Origin of the sequence: Erysipelothrix aquatica (assembly GCF_009828775.2) — a bacterium.
Classification (GTDB): Bacteria; Bacillota_I; Bacilli_A; order Erysipelotrichales; family Erysipelotrichaceae; genus Erysipelothrix; species Erysipelothrix aquatica.
In genome coordinates this window covers 1-25,425 of the sequence record NZ_WTSY02000034.1, presented here as the reverse complement: position 1 = coordinate 25,425, position 25,425 = coordinate 1, and the positions used below count along the sequence as shown (strand labels likewise).

Sequence of the window (25,425 nt, the reverse complement as noted above, 5' to 3'; positions counted from 1 at the left end):
TAGCACCTTTCTTGGAGTGTAGTAACCTAAGTATATCGTGTTTGTCATCTATGTCTTTTATTATGTTCGAAATTAAGCATTAAAAAGTGTTGATGATTTCTCACCAACACTAGAATATGTAGAACCTAAAAAAAGAGTCGGATTATTCCGGCTCTTTTTCTTGCGTGTTTGCATCAAAATCATTATGGGGACGGTGTTGCTTATCAAATGCTTCTTGCATCATCACTTTCATTTCTCGAACATCACAACGCATGATATAGAGATGTTTGATCACGAAATACATAAAGATGATAGAGATAACTGGAAGAAAATACAATAATAATGGTGTCATTCTTAGTGCCTCCTTCATTTTGATTCCTCTATGTATATTATAACATGGCGTTGTTTGCTATGAAATGGTTTCTAATTGTTGATGTATTGGTCAATGAGTTCTTTATCAGGATCTATAAAGATACTTTTGTGAGTGGATAAACTCACGAGACCTAACTGACCACCTGGAATTTTTTTGATGTTACGGGCTTGGGTGTAGTGTACTTCTACGGAGCTACCCAGTCTGCTTTTGGAAAAATATGCCGCAAGGTGAGCACATAATCTAATCTTTTGTTCGTCCAATTCGGGCGTTTTGATTAAGACATGGGCACCAAAGTCATATGCAGCATGAAACCACATGTCATCTTTTCGTGCAAGCTTAAAGGTGATTGCATCATTTTGAATGTTGTTTTTACCAACGAAGATGGTTGTTTCATCGTCATACACAATCGTTGTGTAATTTGGTTTTTTCTTCTTTTGTTGTGTTTGACGTCGCTTAATGCGTCGTTGATGAACAATACCTTGTGATACTAATTCTTCTTGGATTTCCTGTGCATCTTCGACGGATGCTTGTTCGACTTGAACTTGCAACCCTTCAAAATAATGAATCCGGGCTTCAGTCTTATTGATTTGTTCTTCTAAATAACGAATTGATGTTTTTGCCTTTTGGTATTTTTTGAAATAAAGTCGTGCATTGTCTTTCCCTGAGTAACGAGGATCTAAAGGGATCGTGACAGTGTCGCCACTAAAATCTTCAAGCGTAATCTCGTTTTGCCCATTTGGAAGTGTGCTTGCGAATGCGAAGAGTAGGTCTCCATATTCGCGTAGATGATCACTGTCTAACGCCTTTTCTACATCTTCGTACAATCGCGGTAACTTTTGTTTGCTACGTTTAAGTTCACGTCGAATGAGTTTAACCAAATCTCCTGTTTGTGCTTTAATCCGGTCTTGTTCTTGTAAATCGTGGAAGAAAGCATCCAACCCTTCCATGATTGGAAATTCTTGATATGGTTTATTGAGGTGTGTTAACGGGATGATGTGAAAGTCATTATCATAAACATAAAGGGTTGTGGATGTCATCAGTTCTTGAACGATAGCTTCGGCATCTTCGGTTTTTAGACGATGTGTCAACTCACGTTCAAGTAAAGGTGAAATACCATTAAATTGGTTTCGTAATGCACTCTCAGGATCATATGTCGCTAAGTCCTTGAAGGACTTTTTATCAAATTGTGGCGGATAATCATAGGTGCTTCCACTAACAATTGCCCGTGACGTATTCTCAAAGGGAGAGATTCGTTTGAGGGCATCCACAATAATGCCATTATCATCCACAATAATAACGTTTGCGTATTTCCCAAGCAGTTCGACAATTAAACGATAGGGACGAATCACACCCATATCATCACGGTGTTCAACATAGATTTCAATGATTCGGTCAAAACCATATTGTTCAATTTTTGTAATAATACCACCATCTAAATGCTTGCGCATCAAGGTGAGCATGTGTGTTTGGTCAATGTTTGTTGTAGGTTTTGATCGGGTCCATTGAACCCGACTAAATACCGGATGTGTTGAAATCATTAAATTCATTTTTTTGCCAGCAAAACCATGAATTAAAAACTCGTGGTTTGACGGTTGGGTAATGCGATTAATTTTGATTGGACTCGATTCGTCCATTAAAGTAACAATGCGATGTAGTAAAACGCCATCTATAGCCATAGTATCAACCTCTCAAGTGATAGTATTATATCATACCGGTATGCGTGTCGAAAGCAAAGCACAGAATAACTGTAGAATTGGAGTATCTTTCAAAAGTATGAAATTCAATGTGTTAAATTGTCGTAGAATCACTGTAAAATACACGAGTTTAAAAGCATTTTGAGAGAAGCTGTGGTATAATAATAAAAATATTTAAGAGGATGGTGTTTATGAAACGAGGATTACTCATTATTCTTTCGGGTCCAAGCGGTGTTGGTAAAGGAACTGTACGAAAGATTTTTTTTGAAAAGGAAGAACTGAATCTTGCATTTTCAATTTCAATGACGACGCGTAAACCGCGAAATGGTGAAATTGACGGAAAAGACTATTATTTTGTGAGTCAAGAACGTTTTAAAGAAGCGATTGAAAATGATGAAATGTTGGAGTATGCAGAGTTTGTTGGCAATTACTATGGTACATTGATGGCAGAAGTGGACCGCTTACGCGATCTTGGGAAAAATGTACTTTTAGAAATTGAAGTACAAGGTGCTCGCCAAGTTATTGATAAAGTACCAGATTCCTTGAGTATCTTTTTAGTACCACCAAGTATGGAAGAATTAAAACGACGGATTGAAGGACGTCAAACAGAGTCACAAGATGTTATCCAAGAACGATTGGATAAGGCACGTAAAGAAATGGAACTGATGAACCACTATCGATACGTTATTTGCAATGAGAACCCACAACTCGCAGCAGACTCTGTTGCACTAATTATTAAGCGAAACATTGAAACAACTCTTTAGGAGTTGTTTTAAGTCTTTATAGGAGGATGAGCATGTATCTTGATGTCTATATAGAAAATAGTTTTTTAGGAAACAAAACGCTGACATACCAAAGCGGTAGTCATGATGTTAAAGCGGGTATGCGTGTTAAGGTTTTGATGAATAACCGTGAGCTTATTGGTTTCGTGAATCAAGTATATCCCCCAATTCCTATGGATTATGAGATTGCTGAAATTATAGAAGTTTTGGATGACGAACCGGTAATAAATAGGGAACTTTTTGAATTGGCAGAATGGATGAAAGACCAAACGATAGCTCCAATGATCCGTTGTCTTCAAACAATTTTACCCAACAAATTACGCCCTAAATCGAACGCTAAGCGTATTAAAACCCAACGGGTAGTTCGACGATTGCATGGTGATGTTCAAGGACTGACACTGACTCAGAAACAATTTCTCGATCAATTTCGTACGGACACAACAATACCTGTAAAAGAAGCACAAAAAATGTATTCTGGTTTCCGTAATCTTATCGATAAAGGAATCCTTGCACTCGAAGATCAAGAGGTTATCTACGAAAGTAAGCCGATCGTTCAGCAGGATGCTAAATACGCATTAACAGATGCTCAATCAGATATCCTGAAGCGGGTGCACTTTAACAATGCACACACATACTTGCTACATGGTGTAACAGGTAGTGGAAAAACAGAGATATACTTACAATTGGCACATGATGTTGTGAGTCAGGGACAGCAAGTATTAATTCTTGTTCCTGAAATTTCGCTAACCCCTCAGATGATTGATCGTGTTTCTACGCGCTTTGGTGAAGATGTCGCGATTTATCACTCCGCATTAAATGACCAAGAAAAATATGAACAGTACATGCGGGTCAAACGAGGTGACGTCAATATTGTTGTTGGTACTCGATCAGCGGCCTTCATGCCATTTCAAAATTTAGGGTTAATCGTAATGGATGAAGAACATGACAGTAGTTATAAACAAGAAAATACACCTTTCTACCACACTCGTGATGTTGCAATCCACCGAAGTAAGTATCACAAATGTCCTTTGGTCTTGGGGAGCGCTTCACCAGCATTAGAGACTTATGCGAGAGCTTTAAAAGGGGTCTATACACTTTTAGAGCTGCCAGAACGTGTTAATCAGACCTTCCCCAAAGTAACCGTAATCGATACGCGTCAAGCACTCAAAAACCGTGCATCTCATTTACTGACACCGACGTTACTTGACGGTATCTATGATCGCCTGCAAAAAAAACAACAGGTTATGTTGTTGTTGAATCGGCGTGGGTATATGACCTTACTTAAAGATGTCAATAATGAGGTAATTCAATGCCCGAATTGCGATGTCTCATTAAATTATCATAAAGATGAAGCAAGTTTGAAATGTCATGTCTGTGGATACGCTGCACATCACAATACGAATACGAAGGGAAATCAGAATATAGTGGGTAGTGGTGTTGGAACACAACGTTTGGAAGAGCATTTACAAGCATTATTCCCACAGGCTCGAATTGGTCGTATGGATGCAGATTCTACCCGTCAAAAAAATGCTCACGAGAAAATTCTAAATTCATTTATGAATCACGAGACAGATATTCTGGTTGGAACCCAAATGATTGCGAAAGGTCTTGATATTGAGAATGTCACATTAGTAGGAATTATTAATGCTGATACTGCATTGGCTCACACAGATTACCGTGCAGTAGAGCTTTCATTTGAAATGTTACTCCAAGCATCTGGGCGTGCAGGACGCGGCCAATATCCAGGTGAAGTCATGATTCAAACGGCCAATCCAGAGCACTACGCGATTCAAACAGCGATTCACCAAAAATATAAGCACTTTTTCAAATTTGAAATGAACTACCGTCAAATCGCAAATTATCCACCGTATCGCTACCTTATTTCAATAATATTTAGTGATGAAGATGCGGACAAAGCATTCGCAGCAGCAAACGGATTCGTTCCGTTTATCGAAGACCCACAAATTCAACAAATCGGTCCAGTCATGTTACGACGTTTGAATCGTAGACACAGAAGCCGTATAATATTAAAAGGAAAAGATCTCGATGTTATGATTGCTAAAACGCATCAAGCATTAGAGTTGTATAAGAAAATAAATAGAACAGGAGTGAGTGTTGATGTTAATCCATTAACGCTCGAATAAAGATGAGAAGAACCGAAACCTACAAAGTTCTATCTGAAGTTTACTTCAAGGATAGACATGCTCACCTTGTGTTAAAAGAATTAGATTTAAAACCTGAAGATCAAGCGTTTGTAAGTGCACTTGTGTACACAACATTACAACATAGTTTATATCTCGATTATCAATTCGAAGATTTAATTGATAAGAAACTCCCGAAAGAGATTCAGTTAATTATTAAAATGGGACTGGCACAGTTTTTCAAAATGGATAAAATTCCCGATTATGCCATCGTAAATGAATCAGTTGACCTAGCAAAAAAAATAAAAAAATTCCGCTATGCGGGTGTCGTTAATGCTGTTTTAAAAAATGTTATGAAGCGAGGCGAACGACCTATTGAAGGCGATACGCTTCAAGTAGCATCAATTCAGTACAGCATGCCATTATGGATTTTAAAACTTTTAAGCAAACAATATTCAGAGGCATTTGCCTTGGATTACGCAATTTACTGCCAGCAAATCAAACCTGCGTATGTTCGCCTAAATACACTAAAACCAACTGATACTTTGGATCCGTCAGTGTTTGAGACACTTCGAGGGCATACGATTGCGAAGGCTGAATTATTTAAGACAAACTACCTTGATGAGGGATACCTCTTAATTCAAGATGTTAATTCTCAAGAAGTCGTGAAACGGATGGCCTTGGAGCCAGGCATGCGCGTTCTTGATTGCTGCTGTGGTCCGGGAACAAAAACAACACAAATTGCCGCGCTTATGGAAAATAAAGGTACTATTGATGGCGTAGAATTATATGAATCGCGCGCAACATCCACACGACAACTGATGGAACGAACAAATGTACAAATTGCGACAATTCACACGCGAGATGTACTTGAATATCAAGCAAAGGAACAATACGATCGCATTCTTATTGATGCACCATGCTCAGGATTGGGCGTTCTTTCGCACAAACACGATTTACGCTATCATATTTATCCGCAAGATTTAGATACGCTGGTGACTCTTCAAAAAGAAATGCTGCGTCACATTGCACCGATGGTGAAAGAATCAGGTATCTTGATGTACTCAACCTGTACATTGAATCGAAAAGAGAATGAAAAGCAAATTAAAGAGTTTTTAGAGAATCATGACAACTTTACGTTGCTTCACGATGAAACCATGAACCCCATGGAAACCATGGGTGATGGATTCTATATTGCCAAGTTACAACGTAAATACTAAGATAGACAAGAAGAAATGAGAGGTCTAACCGTGAAATATACAAGCATTAGCGAAATAGGATTATTACGAAAAGAAAACCAAGATAATGTCGCAGTTGTAGAAAATCATAATGCCCTTTTAGCGATGGTATGTGATGGAATAGGTGGTGCTAATGCTGGCTCGGTTGCTAGTGAAATGGCCGCACGTATGTTAGCGGAGTCCTTTGTAAACCATAAATACTTTACGACGCTAGATGAGGTAACCACTTGGTTTAATAAAGCGATTACTGAAGTAAATAGAGCTGTGTATCATGAATCGTTAGTGGTCCCTGAATTCCAAGGGATGGGGACTACTATGATTGCCTGCGTTATTTTATCAGATGGTGCAATTGCCTATAATATTGGAGATAGTCGCATTTACCGTTTTGAGAATCAAAACTTAACACAACTATCAGAAGATCAAACTTATGCGTACGAGATGTACCGTCGTAAGCAAATATCTAAAGAAGAAATTGATAAACATCCAAAACGAAATGTACTCATGAATGCAGTTGGAATCGATGAGAGAATCTCATTTGAAACAATTACCATTGAAAAAGGGTGGGATTATCTTCTCTTATCCAGTGATGGTCTTCACGGCTATGTTCCGTACTCAATGATCACACAAATAATGAATGAAGGAAATATACTAGAAAAAAGACATCGACTTATGGAAATGGCGTACCGTTCTGGGGGCTATGATAACATCTCGATAATATTGTTGGAGGGTGACAAAAAATGACGGAAATCATAGGGAATCGATACATACTCATTCGTAGAATTGGAAACGGTGGAATGGCCGATGTTTTTCTTGCGAAAGACACAGTTTTAGACCGTGAAGTTGCATTAAAGCGCCTGCGTGGCGAAATGTCCACAGACCCTGTGTCACTGCTTCGTTTTCAACGTGAAGCAACCGCAGCGAGTCGCCTTAGTCATCAAGGAATTGTAGAAGTCTATGATGTAGGTGAAGACAATGGGCAACACTATATTGTAATGGAAGTGGTGCGAGGTACAACCTTAAAAGAGTTGATTCATCGCCGTGGTGCTTTGGATAAGTTTGAAGCCGTTGCAATTATCAAGCAGCTTGCACAAGCACTACAAGTTGCGCACGCGAATCAAGTAATTCACCGTGACATCAAACCACAAAATGTGCTCATCAAGGATGATGGAACTGTAAAACTAACCGACTTTGGTATCGCCCTTGCAGGCGACGCAATCCAATTAACACGCCATGATTCGGTATTAGGGTCGGTCCATTATATGGCCCCGGAACTTTCACGCGGAGAAGGTGCAACAAAGCAATCAGATATCTATGCACTTGGCGTCGTATTTTATGAACTCTTAACGGGTGAAATTCCATATCGTGGGGAAAATCCGGTCGAGATTGCGATGAAACATATGCGTGACCCGTTTCCTTCAGTTCAAAAATTCAATCCGAGCTTGCCCAATTCAATCGTAAATGTTATTGCCAAAGCAACGGTCAAAAATCGAAACTACCGTTACCGTAATATCGATGAATTTATCGAAGACTTGTCAGATATTTTAGACCCTTCTCGTGCTGATGAACCCTTATGGGAGTTTGAGACACCTGAAGATGACCAAGGAACACGTGTGCTCGGAACATTAACTGAAGAAGAAACTGAACTCGAGGCCAAAAAGAAAAAACGTAAAAAAATGATGATAATTGGTGGAAGTGTTGCCGCTGCTGTTGTGGTGGGACTCTTCGCATGGTTTCTATTCAGACCAAAACCTAAAGTTGATATACAAGTTCCGAAAGTTACCGGTATGACAGTTGAAGAAGCGAAAGTAGCACTTGAACAATTAGGATTAAATGTAAATGCTTCTGTGAGTTACAGTTACTCTGACGAGTATGAATCAGGCATTGTAATGGCAACAAAGCCTGGTGAAGGCGCAACTGTTGCTAAAGGAGACCAGATTAAATTGACGGTATCCCATGGAAAAATGTTTGAAGTAGGGGATTATACTGGTATGACGGTGGATGCCGTGACACAAGCACTTAAAGATGTTAATGTTGAAATTAAGACAGTAACTGAGCCACGAAAAGATATGGCTCCAGGAATTGTAATTAGTCAATCAGGGTTAAATCCAGGCGATAAAATTGTGCCAAACCAACGACGCGAATTGACGCTAACAGTAAGCTCAAAGATGCAACTTTTAATACCAGATGTAACGGGTAAATCGGTTGCGGCAGCCAAACAAGAACTTGAAGCATTGGGAATCGTAACGCGAACCGAATTATTGCCACAAGCAGGGCTTAGCCTCGCTGAGATTAAGGAACTTGAGTACAATGTTGTTAAACGTACGAATCCATTAGCAGGAAGCTATTATGTTCAAGATGATGGAAGTTCGGTAACACTTTATTATTACGAAAAAATTTCCAATCCGGAGCCTGAAACAAAACCAGAACCCGAAAAACCAGATACCGGAAACCCTGATAATGGAAAACCTGAATCTGGAAACTCTGGATCAAACAAACCAGGATCTGAGTAGAGTAAACAAAGTGCATAAAACTGCACGCACTGAGAAAATTGCTTAAATAGAGCTATGAGGTAAAGTATGAAAAAAGCAAGAATTACACGAATCGTTTCAAACCATTACACGATTTACATGGACGGCGAATTTCATGTTGCAAAAGCAATGGGAAAACTTCGACTGGGACAAAAACCCATTGTAGGGGACAACGTTCATGTCGAGTTTCTTGAGGAACAATGGGTGATTCAAGAAGTTCTTGAACGCGAGAATCATTTGATACGCCCACTGGTTGCTAACATAGATCAAACCTTAATCGTAATGTCGGCGAAGGAACCAGATTTTTCATACACACTTGTAGATCGCCTTATATTTTTGATTTCACTCGAAGGTATTAAATCCGTCATTGTCATATCTAAAGCTGATTTGATTCCAAAAGAGGCGCAAAATGAAATCATTCAAGAATACCAAACGCGTGGTTATCAAGTGGTTCTTACGGGCCAAAATTTACCAACGGACCCTTTAGAGAATATCCTAAAAGATAAACTGTCGGTGCTTGCAGGCCAAAGTGGCGTTGGGAAATCAAGTATATTGAATCGTATTAACGGAGAATTACAGTTAAATACGCAAGCAATTTCTAAAGCACTCGGACGTGGACGCCATACAACTCGTCATAACCAACTTTATGAAATCGCAGGCGGATGGATTGCTGATACACCAGGATTCTCATCACTTGACTTTTCGCAAGTTGACGTTCAAATGTTAGCTGAATCGATTCCAGATTTCACATCTTATATTGGGCAATGCAAATATCGTAATTGTTTGCATTTAAAAGAACCAGGTTGTAAAATCAAAGAAGCAGTAGAAAATGGTGCTGTATCAAAAATTCGATACACAAATTATGTGGATGTAGTTAAACTAATCAAGGAGGACACACGGGGATGAAAATAGTATCGCCATCAGTTTTATCTTTAGATTTTTCAGAAATGAAGACACAGCTTAAACGTGTAGAAGTAGCGGGGGCTAAGTGGTTACACTTTGATGTTATGGATGGTCACTTTGTGCCAAACATTAGTTTTGGTCCTGGTATTCTCAAACAGGTTGATCATGTATCGGATTTATTGATGGATGTCCATTTGATGATCAGTGACCCTGTTCAGTATTTTGACGCATTTATTGATGCAGGTGCCGATGCCATCACGATTCATGCTGAATGTTTTGATGATGTCATGGATGGAATTGCTGCTGTTAAAGATTTAAAAAAACGTGGTATAAAAGCTGGAATCACATTAAAACCAGGCACAGATATTTCGCTTATTGTTCCATATCTTAAACATGTAGATATCGTTCTTGTTATGAGTGTTGAACCAGGGTTTGGAGGCCAAGCCTTTATGCCTGAAATGTTGGATCGTATCAAAGAAGTTGACGCATTCAGACAATCAAATAACTACGAGTATCTCATTTCTGTTGACGGTGGAATCAACGACGAAACGGGTATTCGCGCACGCTCGGCAGGTGCAGATATTTTAGTTGCTGGAAGTTATGTTTTCAGTGATGATATTGAAAAGGCAGTTATTTCTTTATTATGAGAACCGTCACACTCGTTTTAGGGGACTTTGAAGGAACCGTTGAAGGTGATGTTATCGGTGTTGACTATGGGGCCCTTGTTTGTTTAAACAAGGGCATTCCTGTAATGTTGGCATGTGGAGATTTTGATTCTGTTAGCGAAGAAGATTTCCAGCGAATTAAAAACTATGCCGACACAACAATCCGACTCAACCCAATGAAAGATGATACTGATTTTTTGTTTGCATACAAGCAAGCAGGAGCCTATGATGAAATCGTAGTCTATGGAGGATTGGGGCGCCGCCGTGATCACGAATACAGCAATGTGGTAACAGCAATGCTCGATTCACGGATTACCTTGTACGATGGTCAAAACAAAATAAAAAGATATGATGAGGGAACTCACCATATCGCTAAAAATGATTATTACTATTTATCTGTTGTTATTTTTGAACCAATTACGATTACACTTGAAGGATTCAAATATCCGCTTGATCAACGTGATGTTAATTTTGGTGATACTTATCTAACATCAAATGAAATTCTTGATGATGTAGGGGTAGTGACGCTTCAAGGTGGCCCTGCACTTATAATACAAGCAAATCAATAATAAAAAAACGGTGATCCACCGTTATTTTTATTATCGAGCTTGTTGTGCTTTGATAGTTTTTAATGCACGGGCGGAAATACGGACCTTAGTTGGCTTTCCATCGACCATAATTGTCGCTTTCTGAAGATTAACATTCCATTTACGACGTGTTGCACGAAGTGAATGTGAGCGTTTGTTTCCAGACATGGTTTTCTTTCCAGTTACTGAACATACTCTAGGCATACCGTAACCCCCTTTCTTGTCTATTCTTTAACGCTTAGTAACTATACCATAGGCGATATGTTTAATCAAGTAGGTTTCCTAAAAAAAATAGACAAAATATGAATGTGAAATTTCTATTGAAGTCAAGCCCTAATGCCTTTAATCTTAGCTTTGATTATGATATTATTATACTAAGCATGAAGGAGGTTCGCAAATGGAAAAACAAATCATTGCAGCATTAGAAATTGCGGATCACGAAGTACGCTTATTAGTTGGACAATTTTTCAATGGTAGATTAAATATTTTAAAAGTAGAACGTGTTCCCCATCTGGGTATCTCAGGATATACGATTATGAGTGAAACACATGTTGTAGATTCAATTAAAAAAGCTGTTGAGAATGCATCTCGCAACTTGGGGGTAGTTGTAAAGCGCATTTTATTGGTTGTACCTGGAGTACATACCAAGCGCATAAACCGTCAGTTAAGAGTCCCAATTACAGGACGTATCTCGGAGTCGGATGTCCGGCGCGCATATAATGAATTAGCAAAAGCACAATATCCTGAAGGATATATCTTAACAAACATATTAATGAGTAAATTTTTTGTTAATGGAAGCTCGACACGCAAGCTCCCATTAAACGAAAAAAGTGACGCACTTACAATAGAAGCAGAGTGTTACTATGGGAAACAATCAGTAATATTCCCTTACGTAAGTGTTGTAGAGAAGTCGGGATTAAAAATCCTAGATATCATTTCTGATGATATCGGATTTGGTAAAGAAGCATCTTTATTCGAAGCGTCAATCGATAAGCCTATAATTGCGATAACGCTCCATGAAAAAATGACACGATTATCCTTGTTTCACAAGGGAGTTCTGTTATCCAGTGACTACCTTGAAACAGGATTTGAGAAATTTTCAAAACAAATAGAAACAACATTAAAGGTACCCAGTGATGTGGTACACCGATTGATGTATTACAATATAGATTTAGATTTAGAGAACCCAAGCAATGACCCAATCTTCATGTGGTCAACGAAATCAACAACACATGTGTTGACACAAGAAGAACTAATGACAATTGTTGCGGATGATATCAAAATGTTTTTAAAAGACTTGGTAATGCGATGTGAACCAATATTTGAATTAGGATCACCAAAATTTGTCGTGACCGGTGAGGCTAGCGTCATAGCTGGACTTGAGACCGTGATTGCGAATGAAAGTAATTCTGAAGTATCAACGTATCGATCGACAACGTTTGGAGCGAAGGAGTCGGGCTTAACAGCAGTGCTTGGTTCGTTCTACTACTATAAAGATCAACATGTTTATCGTGAAATGACGATGGCAAGCGTTGATGAAATTGACTTTATGAATACGGTATTGGATATTGAAACAGATATAAAAGATGATTCGATTACTCAAAAACTTAAAAACATGTTCTTTGAACGATAAATTGGAGGAGTGAACAAAATGAGTACAAATTTTCAACATAGTGTAGCAAGAATTAAAGTTATTGGCGTCGGTGGGGCCGGAAATAATGCCGTTAACCGAATGGTTGATGAAGGCATGAAGGGTGTAGAGTTTTATGTAGCCAATACTGATCTACAAGTGCTTAATGTTTCACCAGTCGTCAATCGTATTGAATTAGGTCGTGAAGTAACCAAAGGACTTGGAGCTGGTGCTAACCCAGAAATGGGACGCAAAGCCGCAGTCGAAAGTGAAAATGAAATCCGTGCTGCGGTTAAAGATGCAGATATGGTCTTTGTTACTGCTGGTCTTGGTGGTGGTACGGGTACAGGTGCGTCGCCTCTTGTTGCCAAGATTGCTCAAGAAGAAGGAGCATTGGTCGTAGGGATTGTTACAAAACCATTTACTTTCGAAGGACGTCGTCGTCGCGAACAAGCGTCTTCAGGACTCGATGAGCTAAAACAATATGTAGACTCTCTAATTATCGTAAGTAACAATCAACTGCTTGAAGTAATTGGTCGTATTCCATTCCAAGAAGCCTTTAAAGAAGCAGATAATGTATTACGTCAAGGTGTCCAAACAATTACTGATTTAATCGCTGTTCCTGCAATGATTAACTTGGACTTTGCTGATGTTCGTTCTGTTATGCAAGGCCAAGGTAGCGCATTAATCGGAATTGGTATGGCTCAGGGTGAGAACAAATCAATCGAAGCTGCACAAAAAGCAATTACGTCACCATTACTAGAAGCACAAATTGATGGTGCTCGTAACGCAATTGTAAATGTTACTGGTGGAGATTCAATTTCGATTCAAGATGCGAGTGAAGCTGTTGAATACATTCGTGAAGCTGCTGGAAATGATATTGACATTATTTTTGGAGTTGCTATTAATGAAAACATTGGGGATGCAATTATTGTAACTGTGATTGCCACAGGTTTTGATGATTCAGTTCGTGATGTTCAAGAAACAGTCGCTCAAGTAGAACGCTCAGGATCACAATCAACACAAAATGAACGTACAGAAACAACTAATAACGATATCCCTGAATTTTTTAGAACACGTTAATACGGTGTGCAGTTTGCGCACTATGAGGAGTTTATATGAAAAAAGTGTTTGTAATTTTTCGTAACGAAGCATCATACAATCCGAAAATCATCAATAAAATAGATGAGTACTTGCGTATGATGGGTGTTGAAGCGACAATTGAAGCGACAACGCCAGAATTGTTTGAACGAGTAACAGAACATGAAGCTGTAGCGGTCTCAATGGTTACATATGACGATGCTAATGAACACATTGAAGTCATTGATGGTACATCATTAAGAACTGGTGTCGGTGCAGAACCTGTGCTTTTCGAACTTGCGAATAAACTTAAAGCATAAAAAAGGTTGTGATGAATTATACATCACAACCTTTTCTTCTATTTAAAAGCACGTTTATATTGTTGGGTAATGAGATCATTTTTACGTCGAGCATGGGCTGCGTGAAGCACCCAGTTAGCATTCGAAAGAAGAGGTCGTGCTAGTCCGATGTAGTCAGCTTGTTCTGATTCAATGACATAGGCAGCAAGATCGGGATTTCCTAACATGCCACATGCAATAATATTGTTGTCGGGGAAAGCTTTTTTAACCTTAAGTGCAAACGGAACTTGATACCCTGGATATATTTTAGTTGGTGGGTTGATTGTAATTCCGCCAGATGAAACATTAATGAAGTCATATGAAGCTGCAACCGGTCCGAGCATGCGAATTGTATCGTCCACAGTCTGTCCATTGGGTTCATAATCAGTTGCACTAACACGTAATGACAAAATCTTATGTTTTGGCCAAACGTCGGTAATTGCATCCGTTAATTCTTGTAAGAACACGGATCCGTCTTTGTACTTGTCAGTCCTATGATTTGATGCTGGGCTCATAAATTCAGAAATAAGATATCCATGTGCACCGTGAATTTCAATAGCATCAAACCCAGCCTTATCAGCACGAACCGCAGCATCTTGGAAATCTTTGATGATACGTTTTATCTCGGTGGTTGTGAGGGCTACGGGCGTGCGTGAATCATCAGAATAAGCTATTGCACTAGGGCCATAGATAGTGTCTATTCCATCACTTGCAGTTGACTTACGGCCCGCATGATTCAATTGAACGCCGATAATCGAGCCTTCCTCGTGGACAGCATCAACAATACTCTTGAATGGCGCAATTTGAGCATCGTTGTATAATCCTAGGCAATCGTCAGTAATGCGTCCTTCGGGTGCAACGCCTGTTGATTCGATAATGATCATCCCAACTTGGCCGATTGCGCGCGAGACATAATGCGCAAAATGGAAGTATGTGGGGATGCCATCATGCTTGAACGCTGAGTACATGCACATAGGTTCCATAACGATGCGATTTTTCAACTCGTAGTTTTTAATCTTAGTTTTATCAAAAAGGTTCATAGTTATCACTCCTAAGGAAATTATAACACTGTTTACTGAAAATAATATTGAGATGCAATGGTATGGAGTCGGATAATTTGTGTATGGTAGGTAGAAAAGCATAATGAACGGTGAATTAACGCAAAAATAGCAATCTTTAACAAAATAGATGTCTAAGGGGGGACTTGCATCATGTTAATTAAAAAAGTACATGACAAACAAGATTTATTAAATATCTGTTGACATTTCTGAAAATGTAACTCATAATATGTAAAAGCGATGAAAAGGAAAGTAGTTTAATGAAAACTTTCAGAGAGTCTGTGTAGGGTGAGAGCAGATAGTGGCAGTTAAATGAAAATGGCCTTGGAGCAGTTTTACTGAGATAGTATATTTAGGTAAGACCGGGTTCGCCCGTTAACGCGACAGAGTATGATAGTACTCGATAAGGATTATCTTGCGAAAGGTAATTAAATTAAGGTGGTAACATGAGCACGCTCATCCTTAGGGATGGGCGTTTTTTATATGTAGAAACAATAAGGAGGAGAACATATGAAGAAATTACTCGTTTTATTAGCAGCATTATTGGTGTTGACTGGTTGTGGTGCTTCAAAAGGTGGAGACGATAAAACTATCGTAATTGGTGGAACACCGTTTCCGCATGGAGATATTTTAGAGCAACTTCGCGAGCCACTCAAGGAGCAAGGCTTTGAGTTGACGGTTAAAAAGTTTGATGACTATAAAATTCCTAACACTGAAGTTGAATCAGGTGGTTTGGACGCAAACTACTTCCAACACATTCCTTACCTAAAAAACTTTAATAAGGATAATGGAACTCATTTAGTGGATGTATTAAAAGTTCATTATGAACCAATTGGAATCTATGCAGGGAAGAAGTCTTCTTTAGCTGATGTTGCTAAAGGTGATACTGTACTTGTGCCAGATGATGCAACTAATTTACCAAGAGCACTGAAGGTTCTTGAAGAAATTGGTTGGATTGAGTTGGGTGATAACCGTGATACCGCAACCGTTAAAGATATCGTTAAATTCAACCAAGAAATCACGATTAAAGAAGTTCAAAGTGATGGAATTGCACCACTCATAAATGATGCAGAGTATGTTGTGTTAAACGGAAACTACGCAATCACTGCGAAAGTAGTTGATCGTGTACTTCAAACGGAAACGATTTCGCCAGAAACAATTGCTGACATTGTTAATGTCGTTGCAGTTAAAGAAGGAAATGAAGACAGTCCAAAGACTAAAGCTATTATTAAAGCGTTTGAAGATCAACGTGTGAAAGATTACATTGATGCTCAATTTGCTCCAGCGGTTACGAGTGTTTTGAAATAATTTAAGAATTAAACAGAAGGATGCATATTTATTGATGGAGATGATGACATGAAAATCCATGATATGCATCCTTCTTTGCGTCCACGAGAACGTGCTGAGCATTTAGGGATTGAAATATTATCCGATCGCGAATTGTTAGCGATTGTATTACGTTCTGGAACCAAGTACAAATCCGTGCTTGAGATAGCGGATTTGATTTTTGAACGATGTGGTAACATTACGGGGTTGCCCCAAATGACATTACATGAACTCATTAAAATTAATGGAATAAAAAAAGTGAAGGCAATCGAAGTGTTGGCAATTATCGAGATTGCCAAACGAATGGTTGAGCCACGTTGTGGCCAAATTGTCGAAATTCATGATACTGCGTCAATTATTAAATGGCTGTTCATAAAAATAGGGTTTGCGAAACAAGAGCAGTTTCTAGTAATATACCTAAATCAAAATCGTTGTATTCTAAATCATCAAGTTTTGTTTGTGGGAACTGTAGATCGAAGTCTTATTCACCCTCGAGATATCATTCGCGAAGCGAGTATCGTCGGAGCGATGAAAGTGGTATTTGTACATAATCATCCAAGTGGGACGATGTCACCAAGTCGTAGTGACATCGAAGCGACAACTGTGTTGATTAGGGCGTGTCGCCTTGTTGGTGTGGAAGTTTATGACCATTTAATTGTCTCGCAATCAAACTACATTTCACTTAGATTTCAATTACCGGAATTGTTTATAGAATAGTGTGTGAAGAATCACGCTTTTATTTGTAAAGACAGTCATTCTTAAGTATAATAAAATAGGTGATTCAATGAAAAGAAAAAGTACTTTCAATAGCGTGATGAAGACGCTCATACTAATCATAGTCGTAGCAATTATGGGAACAGGAATGATAAAGGGATCAAAGTTTTATCAAAATGTAGACCGTAATTTCTTCAGCTTCTTTTCTATGATGAAATATGGATTAATTGACTATCCAATTGAAACAGCAAGTGGCTTTATGACGGATGTAGCGACAATGTGGGACGTAAGATACGAAAATGACTTATTACGCCATGAATTGGAAAATGCGGCACATTGGCAGACACGCGTAAAAGCTCTTGAAGAAGAAATTAGTCAGCTAAAAGCACAAAACGAATTAAAAAGTGTTTATACAGAATTAGTTCAAATTAACGGAACCGTGAAGTATCATTCCAGTGAGAGTTGGGATAGCACAATTACAATAGACATTGGCGCCGCAGATGGTGTTAGTGTTGGTGACGGTGTTATTGCTCCGCAAGGAGTCATCGGCCGTGTTAAACACGTGAGTGAAAATCAATCTGAAGTATCAATTTTAACTGCAAATGATGATAATTCAAAAGTATCTGTCCGTATCGAAACGGCGCCGGGTGAATATGTTCAGGGAATTTTAGATTCCTATAATCATGAAACCAATCTGTTCTCAATTAATTTATTAGAGACAAATTCGTCAATATCGCCGGATATGGTTGTATCGACCGCAGGAATTGGTGGTGTCTATCCAGCTGGGTTACTTATTGGAAATGTTCATTCACAACGAAATATTGCGGATGGAATTGGCGTTGTCGTATATGTGAAATCGAATGTTGACTTTGATGATCTTCGATTTATATCTGTGGTTAAACGACCATGAGAACAATTCGACTAATGCATTTTGTCTATATTGTTATACTCTTGTTTTTAGATGGAGTTCTAAATGCGCTCGGGCGTCAATTTTTGATTCCACAATTTACATTTGTAAGTAATATGGCGTTTATGGGTTTAATCATGTTGAGTCAAAATGATAGTAGAGAAGAGTCCATCATCAAAGCGATGATACTGGGCATTTGGTTGGAATTCAACTATATGGATAGCTTTCCAATCTTCTTTGTATCGTTTGCACTTACAATGTTGATCGTACGATTGTTCGATCGACATATCGGTTACTCTGTATCAGAGTTTATTCTCTTAATTATCGTAAGTTTATTTATCAAAGAAATAATAACTTACATCATGGCTTGGTATAGCAAGGGGTATAACCAAGAGTTTATGGCTTTTCTAGCTTATCGAAGCTTCTGGGTATTGCTTGGAAATTTAATGTTGATTCCAATTGTCAGATTTGGTTACAGTAAAATGCACCAGTATATCCTGAAAAAAGCACAAAATCTCTATATGAGATAAAGGGGGACTTATGAACACACAAGAAAAAGTTAAGACGTTTATAAATAGAAACTTAACACTTAATCGACTGTTAATTGTTATTATGTCATTAGTTACATTATATTTACTAATGCTCACAGAAGGATTCTGGATTTACGCATTTGGAAAACTTCAATCTATCTTGATGCCATTCATCATAGGATTCGGAATTGCATATATTTTACATCCAATTACGAAGTATTTTGAAAAATTTGGAATCAAGCGGCAAATTGTTGTGCCACTTACGCTCATCGTTTTCGTAGCACTCGTTGTCTTATTGATTTCATCAATACTACCAAAGCTCATTACTGATATGATGACTATTATCAATTCAAGTGTTGACGGTATTCAACAATTGCTGAAGTACTATACGGATTTCCAACAAGGAAAACCAGAGCCATGGGTTACAAATCTTGTGAATGAAGGTGTTAAAATCTTGGAGGGCCTTATTAAAAGTGTCCCAACAATTCCAACATTTGCGTCACAATTTGTCGGTCAACTCATTAATTTCTTGACCACTGCGCTTTTCTCTTTGGTTATTGGTCTTTATCTCATTTTTGATTATGAAGATGTAACTCGAAAAGTATTGAATTGTGCTTATAAAGTTTCTCCAAAAGTTGCGAATTCACTCATTGTCGTGAACCGCGCTGTGTTACAATATCTACAAACACTTATTGTCATCATGACAATTACGTTTGTTGAATATACTATTCTCTATTCGTTGGTTGGGCATAACTACGCATTAGTATTAGGTGTTATGGCTGCATTCGCATTGCTAATACCATACATTGGTCCGATCACGGTTCAAGTCCTTGCTGTTTTAACTTCACTAATGCTGCCAGTACCACGCATTATTGCATTAGCAATTGGCTTGTTTATCCTTTCAAACTTAGACAACTATGTCATCTCACCATTTGTATATTCAAAACGAGATAAAATTGATCCGGTGTCTTCTCTCTTTGTGTTCTTTGCATCGAGTGTCATGTTTGGATTTATCGGTATTTTACTTTCAATGCCAATTTACTTCTCATTGCGTGCAATTTATGCCTTGAAGAAAAACAATTGGGAATTGGAATCAAAAGTAGAAGCGTAATTTGAAAGAGGGGTATTTATGAAAAGATTAATTAAAAGTACATTGGTTGTAGTAATGCTTACACTGATGTTGACGGGCTGCGTTCCAAAAAATAAGAATGTAGTAGTTACAAGTTATCCTTTAGAATACCTCGTAACAACACTGGCAGGAGACCGCGTTAATGTCGAAAGACTTGATGTTGGGTCAACGCCTCAAACTGCTCAAATTAGAGATGATTATAAAGAAGTTCTCGAAAAAGCGGATACGATGTTTTATATCAATGAAATTCAGCCCTACTGGGAAATTTATCGTGATGATATCATCTCTAACAATAAGATTGAAGTTATAGATATGGCGGAACGCTCATCACTTTACAACTTTGCTCGCTTTACGACAGTAACCGCTGCGAATTCGACACACGTAGTCGAATCACCGTATTATGATACTCCAAACTTTGAGAGAGTGGATGTTTATGATAAAGATCCGTTCATTTGGATGGATCCGCTAGCGATGACTTCGATGGCTAGAACCATTAAAGATTGGTTAGTTGCGACATATCCGGATGATGCTGCAAAATTTGAAGAGAGATTTTCTAAACTAGAAATTGAATTAACGAGTTTGCAAGCCGATTTCCAACAAATCAAAACACCAGCAGTTCCCATTAAAATTGTCACGATGACACCGACATTTGGAAACTGGCAAAAGAGTTTTGGGGTCGAAGTATATCCGGTAACCATTTCTAAGTTTGGTGCTCTTCCAACGGAAGCGATGCTCAACGATATTCGTACATCTATTCAAACAAATAATGTAAAACATATTGCCTTTGAAGAAGGTATGACGGAAGAACAAACAGCACTATACAATCAGTTAAAAACAGAACTAGCGTTAACTGAGATACAATTAAGCAATGTTTATTCATTATCTGAAAAGGATGTTGCGGAACAGTATGATTACATTCGAATCATGTATCAAAACTTGGAAACCCTTAAATCGATAAGTCGATAAACCTAAGGGTTTCCTTTCTTTAAATGGAGGAAATTATGGAAAAATTACTATTAATAGATGGAAACTCGATGTTGTTTCGAGCATATTATGGAACATTATCGCGAGGGCATATGATGTCTTCAACAGGTGTTGTGACCAATGCCGTTTATGGCTTTTCGACAATGCTTACGAAAGCCATTGAACTAACAAAACCAGACTATATCCTTGTAGCTTTTGATACTAAGGATAAAACATTTAGACATGAGATGTTTGGTGAATATAAAGGGACCCGAAAAGAAGTTGATAATGAGTTAGTTTCTCAATTCGCACTTGTTCGAGAATTCATTGATGCATACCCAATTCCTCGATTAGAAATCAGTGGTTATGAAGCGGACGATATTATTGGAACCTTGTCAAAGCAATATAACGATGTAAAGGTGGAAATATTATCCAGTGATCGTGACTTACTTCAGTTAATTGATACAAACGTTGAAGTTCTTCTCATGAAAAAGGGAATTACCGACATTAAAACGATGAACCTTCAAAATCTTGAAGCGGAAATGAACATTACGCCATCACAAATCGTGGATGTTAAAGCCCTTCAAGGTGATACAAGTGACAATATTCCCGGTGTTCCTTCAGTTGGTGAAAAAACCGCACTTAAATTAATTCAACAATATGGTTCATTTGAGAACTTGTATGCACATAAAGATGAAATTAAGGGTAAAATGGGTGAGAATGTTCGTAATTATGAAGCGCAAGCGCGTTTGTCCTACGAACTCGCTAAAATTGATGTCGAAGTGCCAAATTCCATAACCCTGGATACGCTTCGCTATGCTCTTCCTGACAATACTTTAAATGCATTTTATCGAAAGTATGACATGAATTCCTTAATAACAGAAGATGTTGAAATCATTGATACAGGTAAAGAAGACTTTAAAATGGCTGATCTCGAAGAATCGTGGTTGGCAGATGATGTGACATTGATGTTAGATTATGACAAGAAAGATGTTCTTCAAGGAATTACCATTTATAACGCTAATGCAGTAACTTTTGCTTATCTGACACTTCCGGAAATGATTCTAGACAGTGTATTCCACGGGTTACTTGGTCGTGAGAAACAATTGTTTGCAGTTTCTTCTAAAGCGCTCTATCGTTTCGCATTAGAGCACGATATAGCGATTCAGGCGGGCATCGAAGATATTCTCTTACTCGCATTTATAATTAATCCGTCGGTGACGACATTTGAAAAGTTAAAAGACGAATATAATGCGTGGTATTTAAATTATGAAGGTCTAGAGCAAACCTTTGCGATAATTAAAAGAATGCACACATTATACTCAGAGTTGAAAGAAAAGGCGATGAAAGATGAACTCATTGCTATTTATGATGACATCGAATTACCGCTCGTTATGGTGCTTGCGGAATGTGAATTCTTAGGAATCAATGTAGATCGTAGCATACTTGATGATGTTGCCGAAAAAACAAAGTCAAAGATAGATAGGTTGACTCAATTAATCTATGACGAAGCAGGCGAGGAGTTTAACATTAATTCTCCGAAACAACTTTCAGAAGTGCTGTTTGATCATCTTCAGCTTCCAAGTGGTAAAAAGCGCTCTACGGCTGTATCTGTTTTAGAATCACTTGAGGGTGTTCACCCAATTATCAAACCAATTTTGGAATACCGCAAGTACGCTAAGCTCTATAGTACGTATGCAGTCGGACTCACTAAATTTATAGGTGTAGATAATCGCATCCATACATCGTTTAATCAACATGCGACACAAACGGGCCGCTTGTCATCAAGTGATCCAAATCTACAAAATATATCGGTTCGTGATGAAGAGACACGTGCAATCCGCGGTGCGTTCATTGCGAGTCCAGGTCATAAGCTTGTAAGTATTGACTATTCTCAAATTGAGTTGCGGGTTTTATCTTACTTAGCACATGAAGAGAAAATGATGGATGCATTCAAACATGATATTGATATTCACACGGCCACCGCAAATGAAATATTTGGTGTTTCTTCAGCAGACGGTGCCATGCGTCGTCAAGCGAAATCTGTAAACTTCGGAATCGTGTATGGTATCTCGGGGTTTGGTTTATCAAAACAACTTGATATTTCAATTGCAGAGGCAAGTGCATTTATCGATAAGTACAATGAAGCTTATCCAAATATTCAAAAATATATGGATTCGGTCATTGCAAAATGTGAAGTAGATGGTTTTGTTACAACGTATTTTGGAAGACGACGCTATATTCCAGAAATTTTCGATAAGAATCGTGCAGTCAAAGAATTTGGTAAACGGGCAGCAATGAATGCACCAATCCAAGGAACTGCAGCAGATATAATAAAAATTGCAATGGTCAAAGCATATCGTGCATTGAAAGAAGCAAATTTAAAATCAGTCATGATTCTTCAAGTTCATGATGAGCTTGTTTTTGACGTATTGGATGAAGAAGTGGAACAAGTGATTTCACTGATGACATCAGTAATGGAGAGTATCGTTGATTGGCCAATTCCATTAAAAGTCTCAGTTGATATCGGATCAAATTGGTTAGGAGAGTAACGAATGCCAGAATTGCCAGAGGTAGAGACTATTGTTAAAACAATGGGCGTCTCGCTACTAAATGAACAGATTAAAGCAATCAACCTTCGATACCAACCATTATTGGAAACTGGTTCAGAGTATCCAATTGATGTGCTCGTTGGTGAATCGTTTGTTGATTTCAAACGCCGCGGGAAATATGTTTGGTTTGAGCTTACCAATGGATATAATTGGATTATTCATTTGCGAATGGAAGGCAAATTTCATCTTTATGACTCGCAACAACGACCTAACACTCACACACATCTTACATTTAATACAGCAAACCATTATGTTCATTACTTGGATACAAGAAAGTTTTCGAGAATGGTGGTAACAAAGCATCCGGAACAATTCTTTGAGAGTAAGCGATTAGGATATGAACCATGGGACGAGAAACTTACTTCAGAATACCTAAAGAAGAAATACAGTACAATCGGACGCCCAATCAAACTAGTACTACTTGATCAAGCCATTTTCGTGGGTGTTGGAAATATTTATGCGGATGAAATACTTCACGATATTCGGGTTCATCCATTAACTCCGGCGAAGATGATTTCGACAATCAAATTGTCACAGCTTATTTTGTCTGCGCGCCGCATCTTAGAAAATGCGATTCAAGCAGGTGGAACTACAATTAGATCCTATACATCAGGACTCAACGTTCATGGCCGATTTCAAATTCAACTAGCGGCCTATGGACAAGGCGGTAAGCCGTGTCCTCGATGTGGGACAACGATGGATCGAATTGTTATAGGTGGAAGGTCAAGTGTATTTTGTCCAAAATGTCAGAAGGTGAAACGATGAAAATTGCGATTACAGGAACAATCGGAGGCGGTAAATCTCAGGCAAGTGAGTATCTACGTGCCCTTGGATTTGAAGTCTATGATACCGATAAAATGGTCCATGATTATTATGAAAAGAATGGACGCCTTTATGACGCTCTAATAACAATGTTTGGCCATGGTATTCTTACGCCAACTGGCGACATTGATCGTAGTAAAATAGCGGCGATTGTGTTCAATGATTATGAAAAACTTGATGCGTTGGAAAATTTAGTCTTCCCACAAATTCAGCAAGATGTAAATCAGGTAAATGCACAGAATCAAATAATGTTCTTTGAAGTACCGCTCTTGTTTGAATCACATTCTGAAAAAACTTTTGATAAAGTAATGATGATAACTGCACCGTATTCGACACGAATTCAAAGGCTAGCTAGACGGGGGCTTGATGAGGAAGAAGTGAATCGCCGATCGAAACGTCATCTTGATGAGGCTTCCAAAATTGAAAAGTCGAATTTTGTAATTAATAACGACGGTTCGTTGGCTGAATTACATGACTGTATTGATGCAGTTATTCATAAATTGAGAGGAGAACAATAGTGGCTAAAGTAGTTATTCATGTAAACAAAAAATATGATCTTGCACCCGACCAATTGCATAGTTTAATGGTGTACTATCAACCACTTTTCTCGTATCCCGCAGCATCGCTCTATTTGACGCTTTACGAATTTTCTACATTAGATTCTAGTGTTGAAATCAGAGAATTGTTGAGAATTCTTCAAATTGATGTACGCGAATTCGAGGCAAATCGGAAAGAACTCGAACGCTTTGGATTAATACGTACATTTGAACTTGATAAGTCACTTTCCTTGGAGTTGCTAGAGCCGCTTCGTCCCGTAGATTTTATGGAGCACAGTACATTTGGTCGTCTGTATGCTATTGTAATGGGGCGCGAAAAATATATTGAAGCATGTGAGCTTGTGCAGGTACCGATAATCCCGGATACTGCTGAAGAGATTACTGCGCCGTTTGATATTGCAAGACTGTCCACATGGGACGAACAATCTGAAACAGCATTCATTACAAGGCCGGTTGCAGAGACATCACGAAAAAGACGTTTTGACGCAAGTTCTTTCTTTAAGACCTTAAATCCAATGATTTTCCCTATGCAGCTTAGAACGCGAGAAGTTATTGATGTTGTTGAAGAGTTTGGAAGTAACTATAAAATAGGCTATGCTGACATGAAGTCTAAGCTCCTAGCATCAACTAATTTTGAAACAATGATTTTTGATAAGCGGAAGTTTCAGGTTCTTGTTGATCGAGACCACGGAATTCAAAATGTTAATACTGTTTCAAATGCTTATGAACTTGATCCCATCAGTTTTATCGCGTATAAACAAGAAAATGATTATGTTGTGGATGCAGATAAGAATCTGATTAAGTCCCTCCAAAGTAACTTTAAGTTCAATGATGAGGTAGTCAATATATTAATAGAATATATCCTAGAC

At 38.4% G+C, this 25,425-nt stretch carries 25 protein-coding genes and 1 other annotated feature; of the genes, 21 read left to right on the top strand and 4 right to left on the bottom strand.

Annotated features, from left to right (window positions below; all coding sequences use genetic code 11):
- Nucleotides 1–142: 142 nt before the first annotated feature.
- Nucleotides 143–331, bottom strand: a complete 189-nt coding sequence (locus GVV20_RS08970) for a hypothetical protein (RefSeq protein ID WP_159741345.1) — start codon at nucleotides 329–331, stop codon at nucleotides 143–145.
- 71 nt (nucleotides 332–402) lie between these two features.
- Nucleotides 403–2,028, bottom strand: a complete 1,626-nt coding sequence (locus GVV20_RS08965; protein WP_159741346.1) for an Rqc2 family fibronectin-binding protein — start codon at nucleotides 2,026–2,028, stop codon at nucleotides 403–405.
- A 209-nt stretch (nucleotides 2,029–2,237) separates the two neighbouring features.
- Between GVV20_RS08965 and gmk the strand changes: the two genes are divergently transcribed.
- The 8 genes from gmk to GVV20_RS08925 all read left to right on the top strand — a co-directional run bounded on the left by gmk (nucleotide 2,238) and on the right by GVV20_RS08925 (nucleotide 10,872).
- Nucleotides 2,238–2,810 (top strand): guanylate kinase, encoded by a 573-nt coding sequence (gene gmk / locus GVV20_RS08960; RefSeq protein ID WP_159638740.1) that lies wholly within the window; start codon nucleotides 2,238–2,240, stop codon nucleotides 2,808–2,810.
- Nucleotides 2,811–2,842: 32 nt separating this feature from the next.
- A complete protein-coding gene (gene priA / locus GVV20_RS08955) occupies nucleotides 2,843–4,972 on the top strand; it encodes a replication restart helicase PriA (RefSeq protein WP_159741347.1) in 2,130 nt (709 codons plus the stop codon).
- A 2-nt stretch (nucleotides 4,973–4,974) separates the two neighbouring features.
- Nucleotides 4,975–6,189, top strand: coding sequence for a transcription antitermination factor NusB (locus tag GVV20_RS08950; protein ID WP_159741348.1), 1,215 nt, complete (start codon nucleotides 4,975–4,977; stop codon nucleotides 6,187–6,189).
- Nucleotides 6,190–6,219: 30 nt separating this feature from the next.
- Nucleotides 6,220–6,948 (top strand): PP2C family protein-serine/threonine phosphatase, encoded by a 729-nt coding sequence (locus GVV20_RS08945; RefSeq protein WP_159741349.1) that lies wholly within the window; start codon nucleotides 6,220–6,222, stop codon nucleotides 6,946–6,948.
- Nucleotides 6,945–8,717, top strand: coding sequence for a Stk1 family PASTA domain-containing Ser/Thr kinase (gene pknB / locus GVV20_RS08940; RefSeq protein WP_159741350.1), 1,773 nt, complete (start codon nucleotides 6,945–6,947; stop codon nucleotides 8,715–8,717). The genes GVV20_RS08945 and pknB overlap by 4 nt, the downstream gene beginning before the upstream one ends.
- Before the next feature lie 66 nt (nucleotides 8,718–8,783).
- Nucleotides 8,784–9,641: a ribosome small subunit-dependent GTPase A gene (gene rsgA / locus GVV20_RS08935; RefSeq protein ID WP_159741351.1), complete on the top strand. Its 858-nt coding sequence runs from the start codon at nucleotides 8,784–8,786 to the stop codon at nucleotides 9,639–9,641.
- A complete protein-coding gene (gene rpe / locus GVV20_RS08930) occupies nucleotides 9,638–10,285 on the top strand; it encodes a ribulose-phosphate 3-epimerase (protein ID WP_159741352.1) in 648 nt (215 codons plus the stop codon). The genes rsgA and rpe overlap by 4 nt, the downstream gene beginning before the upstream one ends.
- On the top strand, nucleotides 10,282–10,872 hold the full coding sequence (locus GVV20_RS08925) for a thiamine diphosphokinase (protein WP_159741353.1): 591 nt from the start codon (nucleotides 10,282–10,284) through the stop codon (nucleotides 10,870–10,872). Before rpe ends, GVV20_RS08925 begins: the two co-directional genes overlap by 4 nt.
- Before the next feature lie 30 nt (nucleotides 10,873–10,902).
- Here GVV20_RS08925 and rpmB read toward each other — a convergent pair whose 3' ends face one another.
- A complete protein-coding gene (gene rpmB, locus GVV20_RS08920; protein WP_159638724.1) occupies nucleotides 10,903–11,094 on the bottom strand; it encodes a 50S ribosomal protein L28 in 192 nt (63 codons plus the stop codon).
- 193 nt (nucleotides 11,095–11,287) lie between these two features.
- Between rpmB and GVV20_RS08915 the strand changes: the two genes are divergently transcribed.
- The 3 genes from GVV20_RS08915 to GVV20_RS08905 are packed head-to-tail and all read left to right on the top strand — an operon-like array spanning nucleotide 11,288 to nucleotide 13,920.
- Nucleotides 11,288–12,523 (top strand): acetate and sugar kinases/Hsc70/actin family protein, encoded by a 1,236-nt coding sequence (locus GVV20_RS08915; RefSeq protein ID WP_159812838.1) that lies wholly within the window; start codon nucleotides 11,288–11,290, stop codon nucleotides 12,521–12,523.
- 18 nt (nucleotides 12,524–12,541) lie between these two features.
- Nucleotides 12,542–13,603 (top strand): cell division protein FtsZ, encoded by a 1,062-nt coding sequence (gene ftsZ / locus GVV20_RS08910; protein ID WP_159741075.1) that lies wholly within the window; start codon nucleotides 12,542–12,544, stop codon nucleotides 13,601–13,603.
- Nucleotides 13,604–13,638: 35 nt separating this feature from the next.
- Entirely contained in the window at nucleotides 13,639–13,920 is a 282-nt protein-coding gene (locus tag GVV20_RS08905; protein WP_159741076.1) for a hypothetical protein, read from the top strand.
- A 38-nt stretch (nucleotides 13,921–13,958) separates the two neighbouring features.
- On the opposite strand, the gene GVV20_RS08900 is transcribed toward GVV20_RS08905, so the two are convergent.
- Nucleotides 13,959–14,978, bottom strand: coding sequence for an oxidoreductase (locus GVV20_RS08900; protein ID WP_159741077.1), 1,020 nt, complete (start codon nucleotides 14,976–14,978; stop codon nucleotides 13,959–13,961).
- 249 nt (nucleotides 14,979–15,227) lie between these two features.
- Nucleotides 15,228–15,463, top strand: a binding site (T-box leader).
- Nucleotides 15,464–15,506: 43 nt separating this feature from the next.
- On the opposite strand from GVV20_RS08900, the gene GVV20_RS08895 reads away from it, so the two are divergent.
- The 10 genes from GVV20_RS08895 to GVV20_RS08850 form a co-directional block, all read left to right on the top strand.
- A complete protein-coding gene (locus GVV20_RS08895) occupies nucleotides 15,507–16,304 on the top strand; it encodes a MetQ/NlpA family ABC transporter substrate-binding protein (RefSeq protein WP_159741078.1) in 798 nt (265 codons plus the stop codon).
- Between the two features lie 48 nt (nucleotides 16,305–16,352).
- Nucleotides 16,353–17,039: a RadC family protein gene (gene radC, locus GVV20_RS08890; protein WP_159741079.1), complete on the top strand. Its 687-nt coding sequence runs from the start codon at nucleotides 16,353–16,355 to the stop codon at nucleotides 17,037–17,039.
- Nucleotides 17,040–17,106: 67 nt separating this feature from the next.
- The gene (gene mreC, locus GVV20_RS08885) at nucleotides 17,107–17,946 is read left to right on the top strand and encodes a rod shape-determining protein MreC (protein ID WP_159641452.1); all 840 of its coding nucleotides are present in this window, start codon (nucleotides 17,107–17,109) and stop codon (nucleotides 17,944–17,946) included.
- The gene (locus GVV20_RS08880) at nucleotides 17,943–18,473 is read left to right on the top strand and encodes a hypothetical protein (RefSeq protein WP_159646012.1); all 531 of its coding nucleotides are present in this window, start codon (nucleotides 17,943–17,945) and stop codon (nucleotides 18,471–18,473) included. Before mreC ends, GVV20_RS08880 begins: the two co-directional genes overlap by 4 nt.
- A 10-nt stretch (nucleotides 18,474–18,483) precedes the next feature.
- Complete coding sequence (locus tag GVV20_RS08875; protein ID WP_159741080.1) at nucleotides 18,484–19,584, top strand: AI-2E family transporter; 1,101 nt, start codon at nucleotides 18,484–18,486, stop codon at nucleotides 19,582–19,584.
- Between the two features lie 18 nt (nucleotides 19,585–19,602).
- Entirely contained in the window at nucleotides 19,603–20,568 is a 966-nt protein-coding gene (locus GVV20_RS08870; protein WP_159741081.1) for a metal ABC transporter substrate-binding protein, read from the top strand.
- Nucleotides 20,569–20,603: 35 nt separating this feature from the next.
- Nucleotides 20,604–23,117, top strand: coding sequence for a DNA polymerase I (polA, locus tag GVV20_RS08865; protein WP_159741082.1), 2,514 nt, complete (start codon nucleotides 20,604–20,606; stop codon nucleotides 23,115–23,117).
- A gap of 3 nt (nucleotides 23,118–23,120) precedes the next feature.
- Entirely contained in the window at nucleotides 23,121–23,942 is an 822-nt protein-coding gene (mutM, locus tag GVV20_RS08860; RefSeq protein WP_159741083.1) for a bifunctional DNA-formamidopyrimidine glycosylase/DNA-(apurinic or apyrimidinic site) lyase, read from the top strand.
- Entirely contained in the window at nucleotides 23,939–24,517 is a 579-nt protein-coding gene (gene coaE / locus GVV20_RS08855; protein WP_159741084.1) for a dephospho-CoA kinase, read from the top strand. Before mutM ends, coaE begins: the two co-directional genes overlap by 4 nt.
- On the top strand, nucleotides 24,517–25,425 hold a 909-nt coding region (locus tag GVV20_RS08850; RefSeq protein WP_250690185.1), incomplete at its 3' end, for a replication initiation and membrane attachment family protein. The genes coaE and GVV20_RS08850, both read left to right, overlap by 1 nt.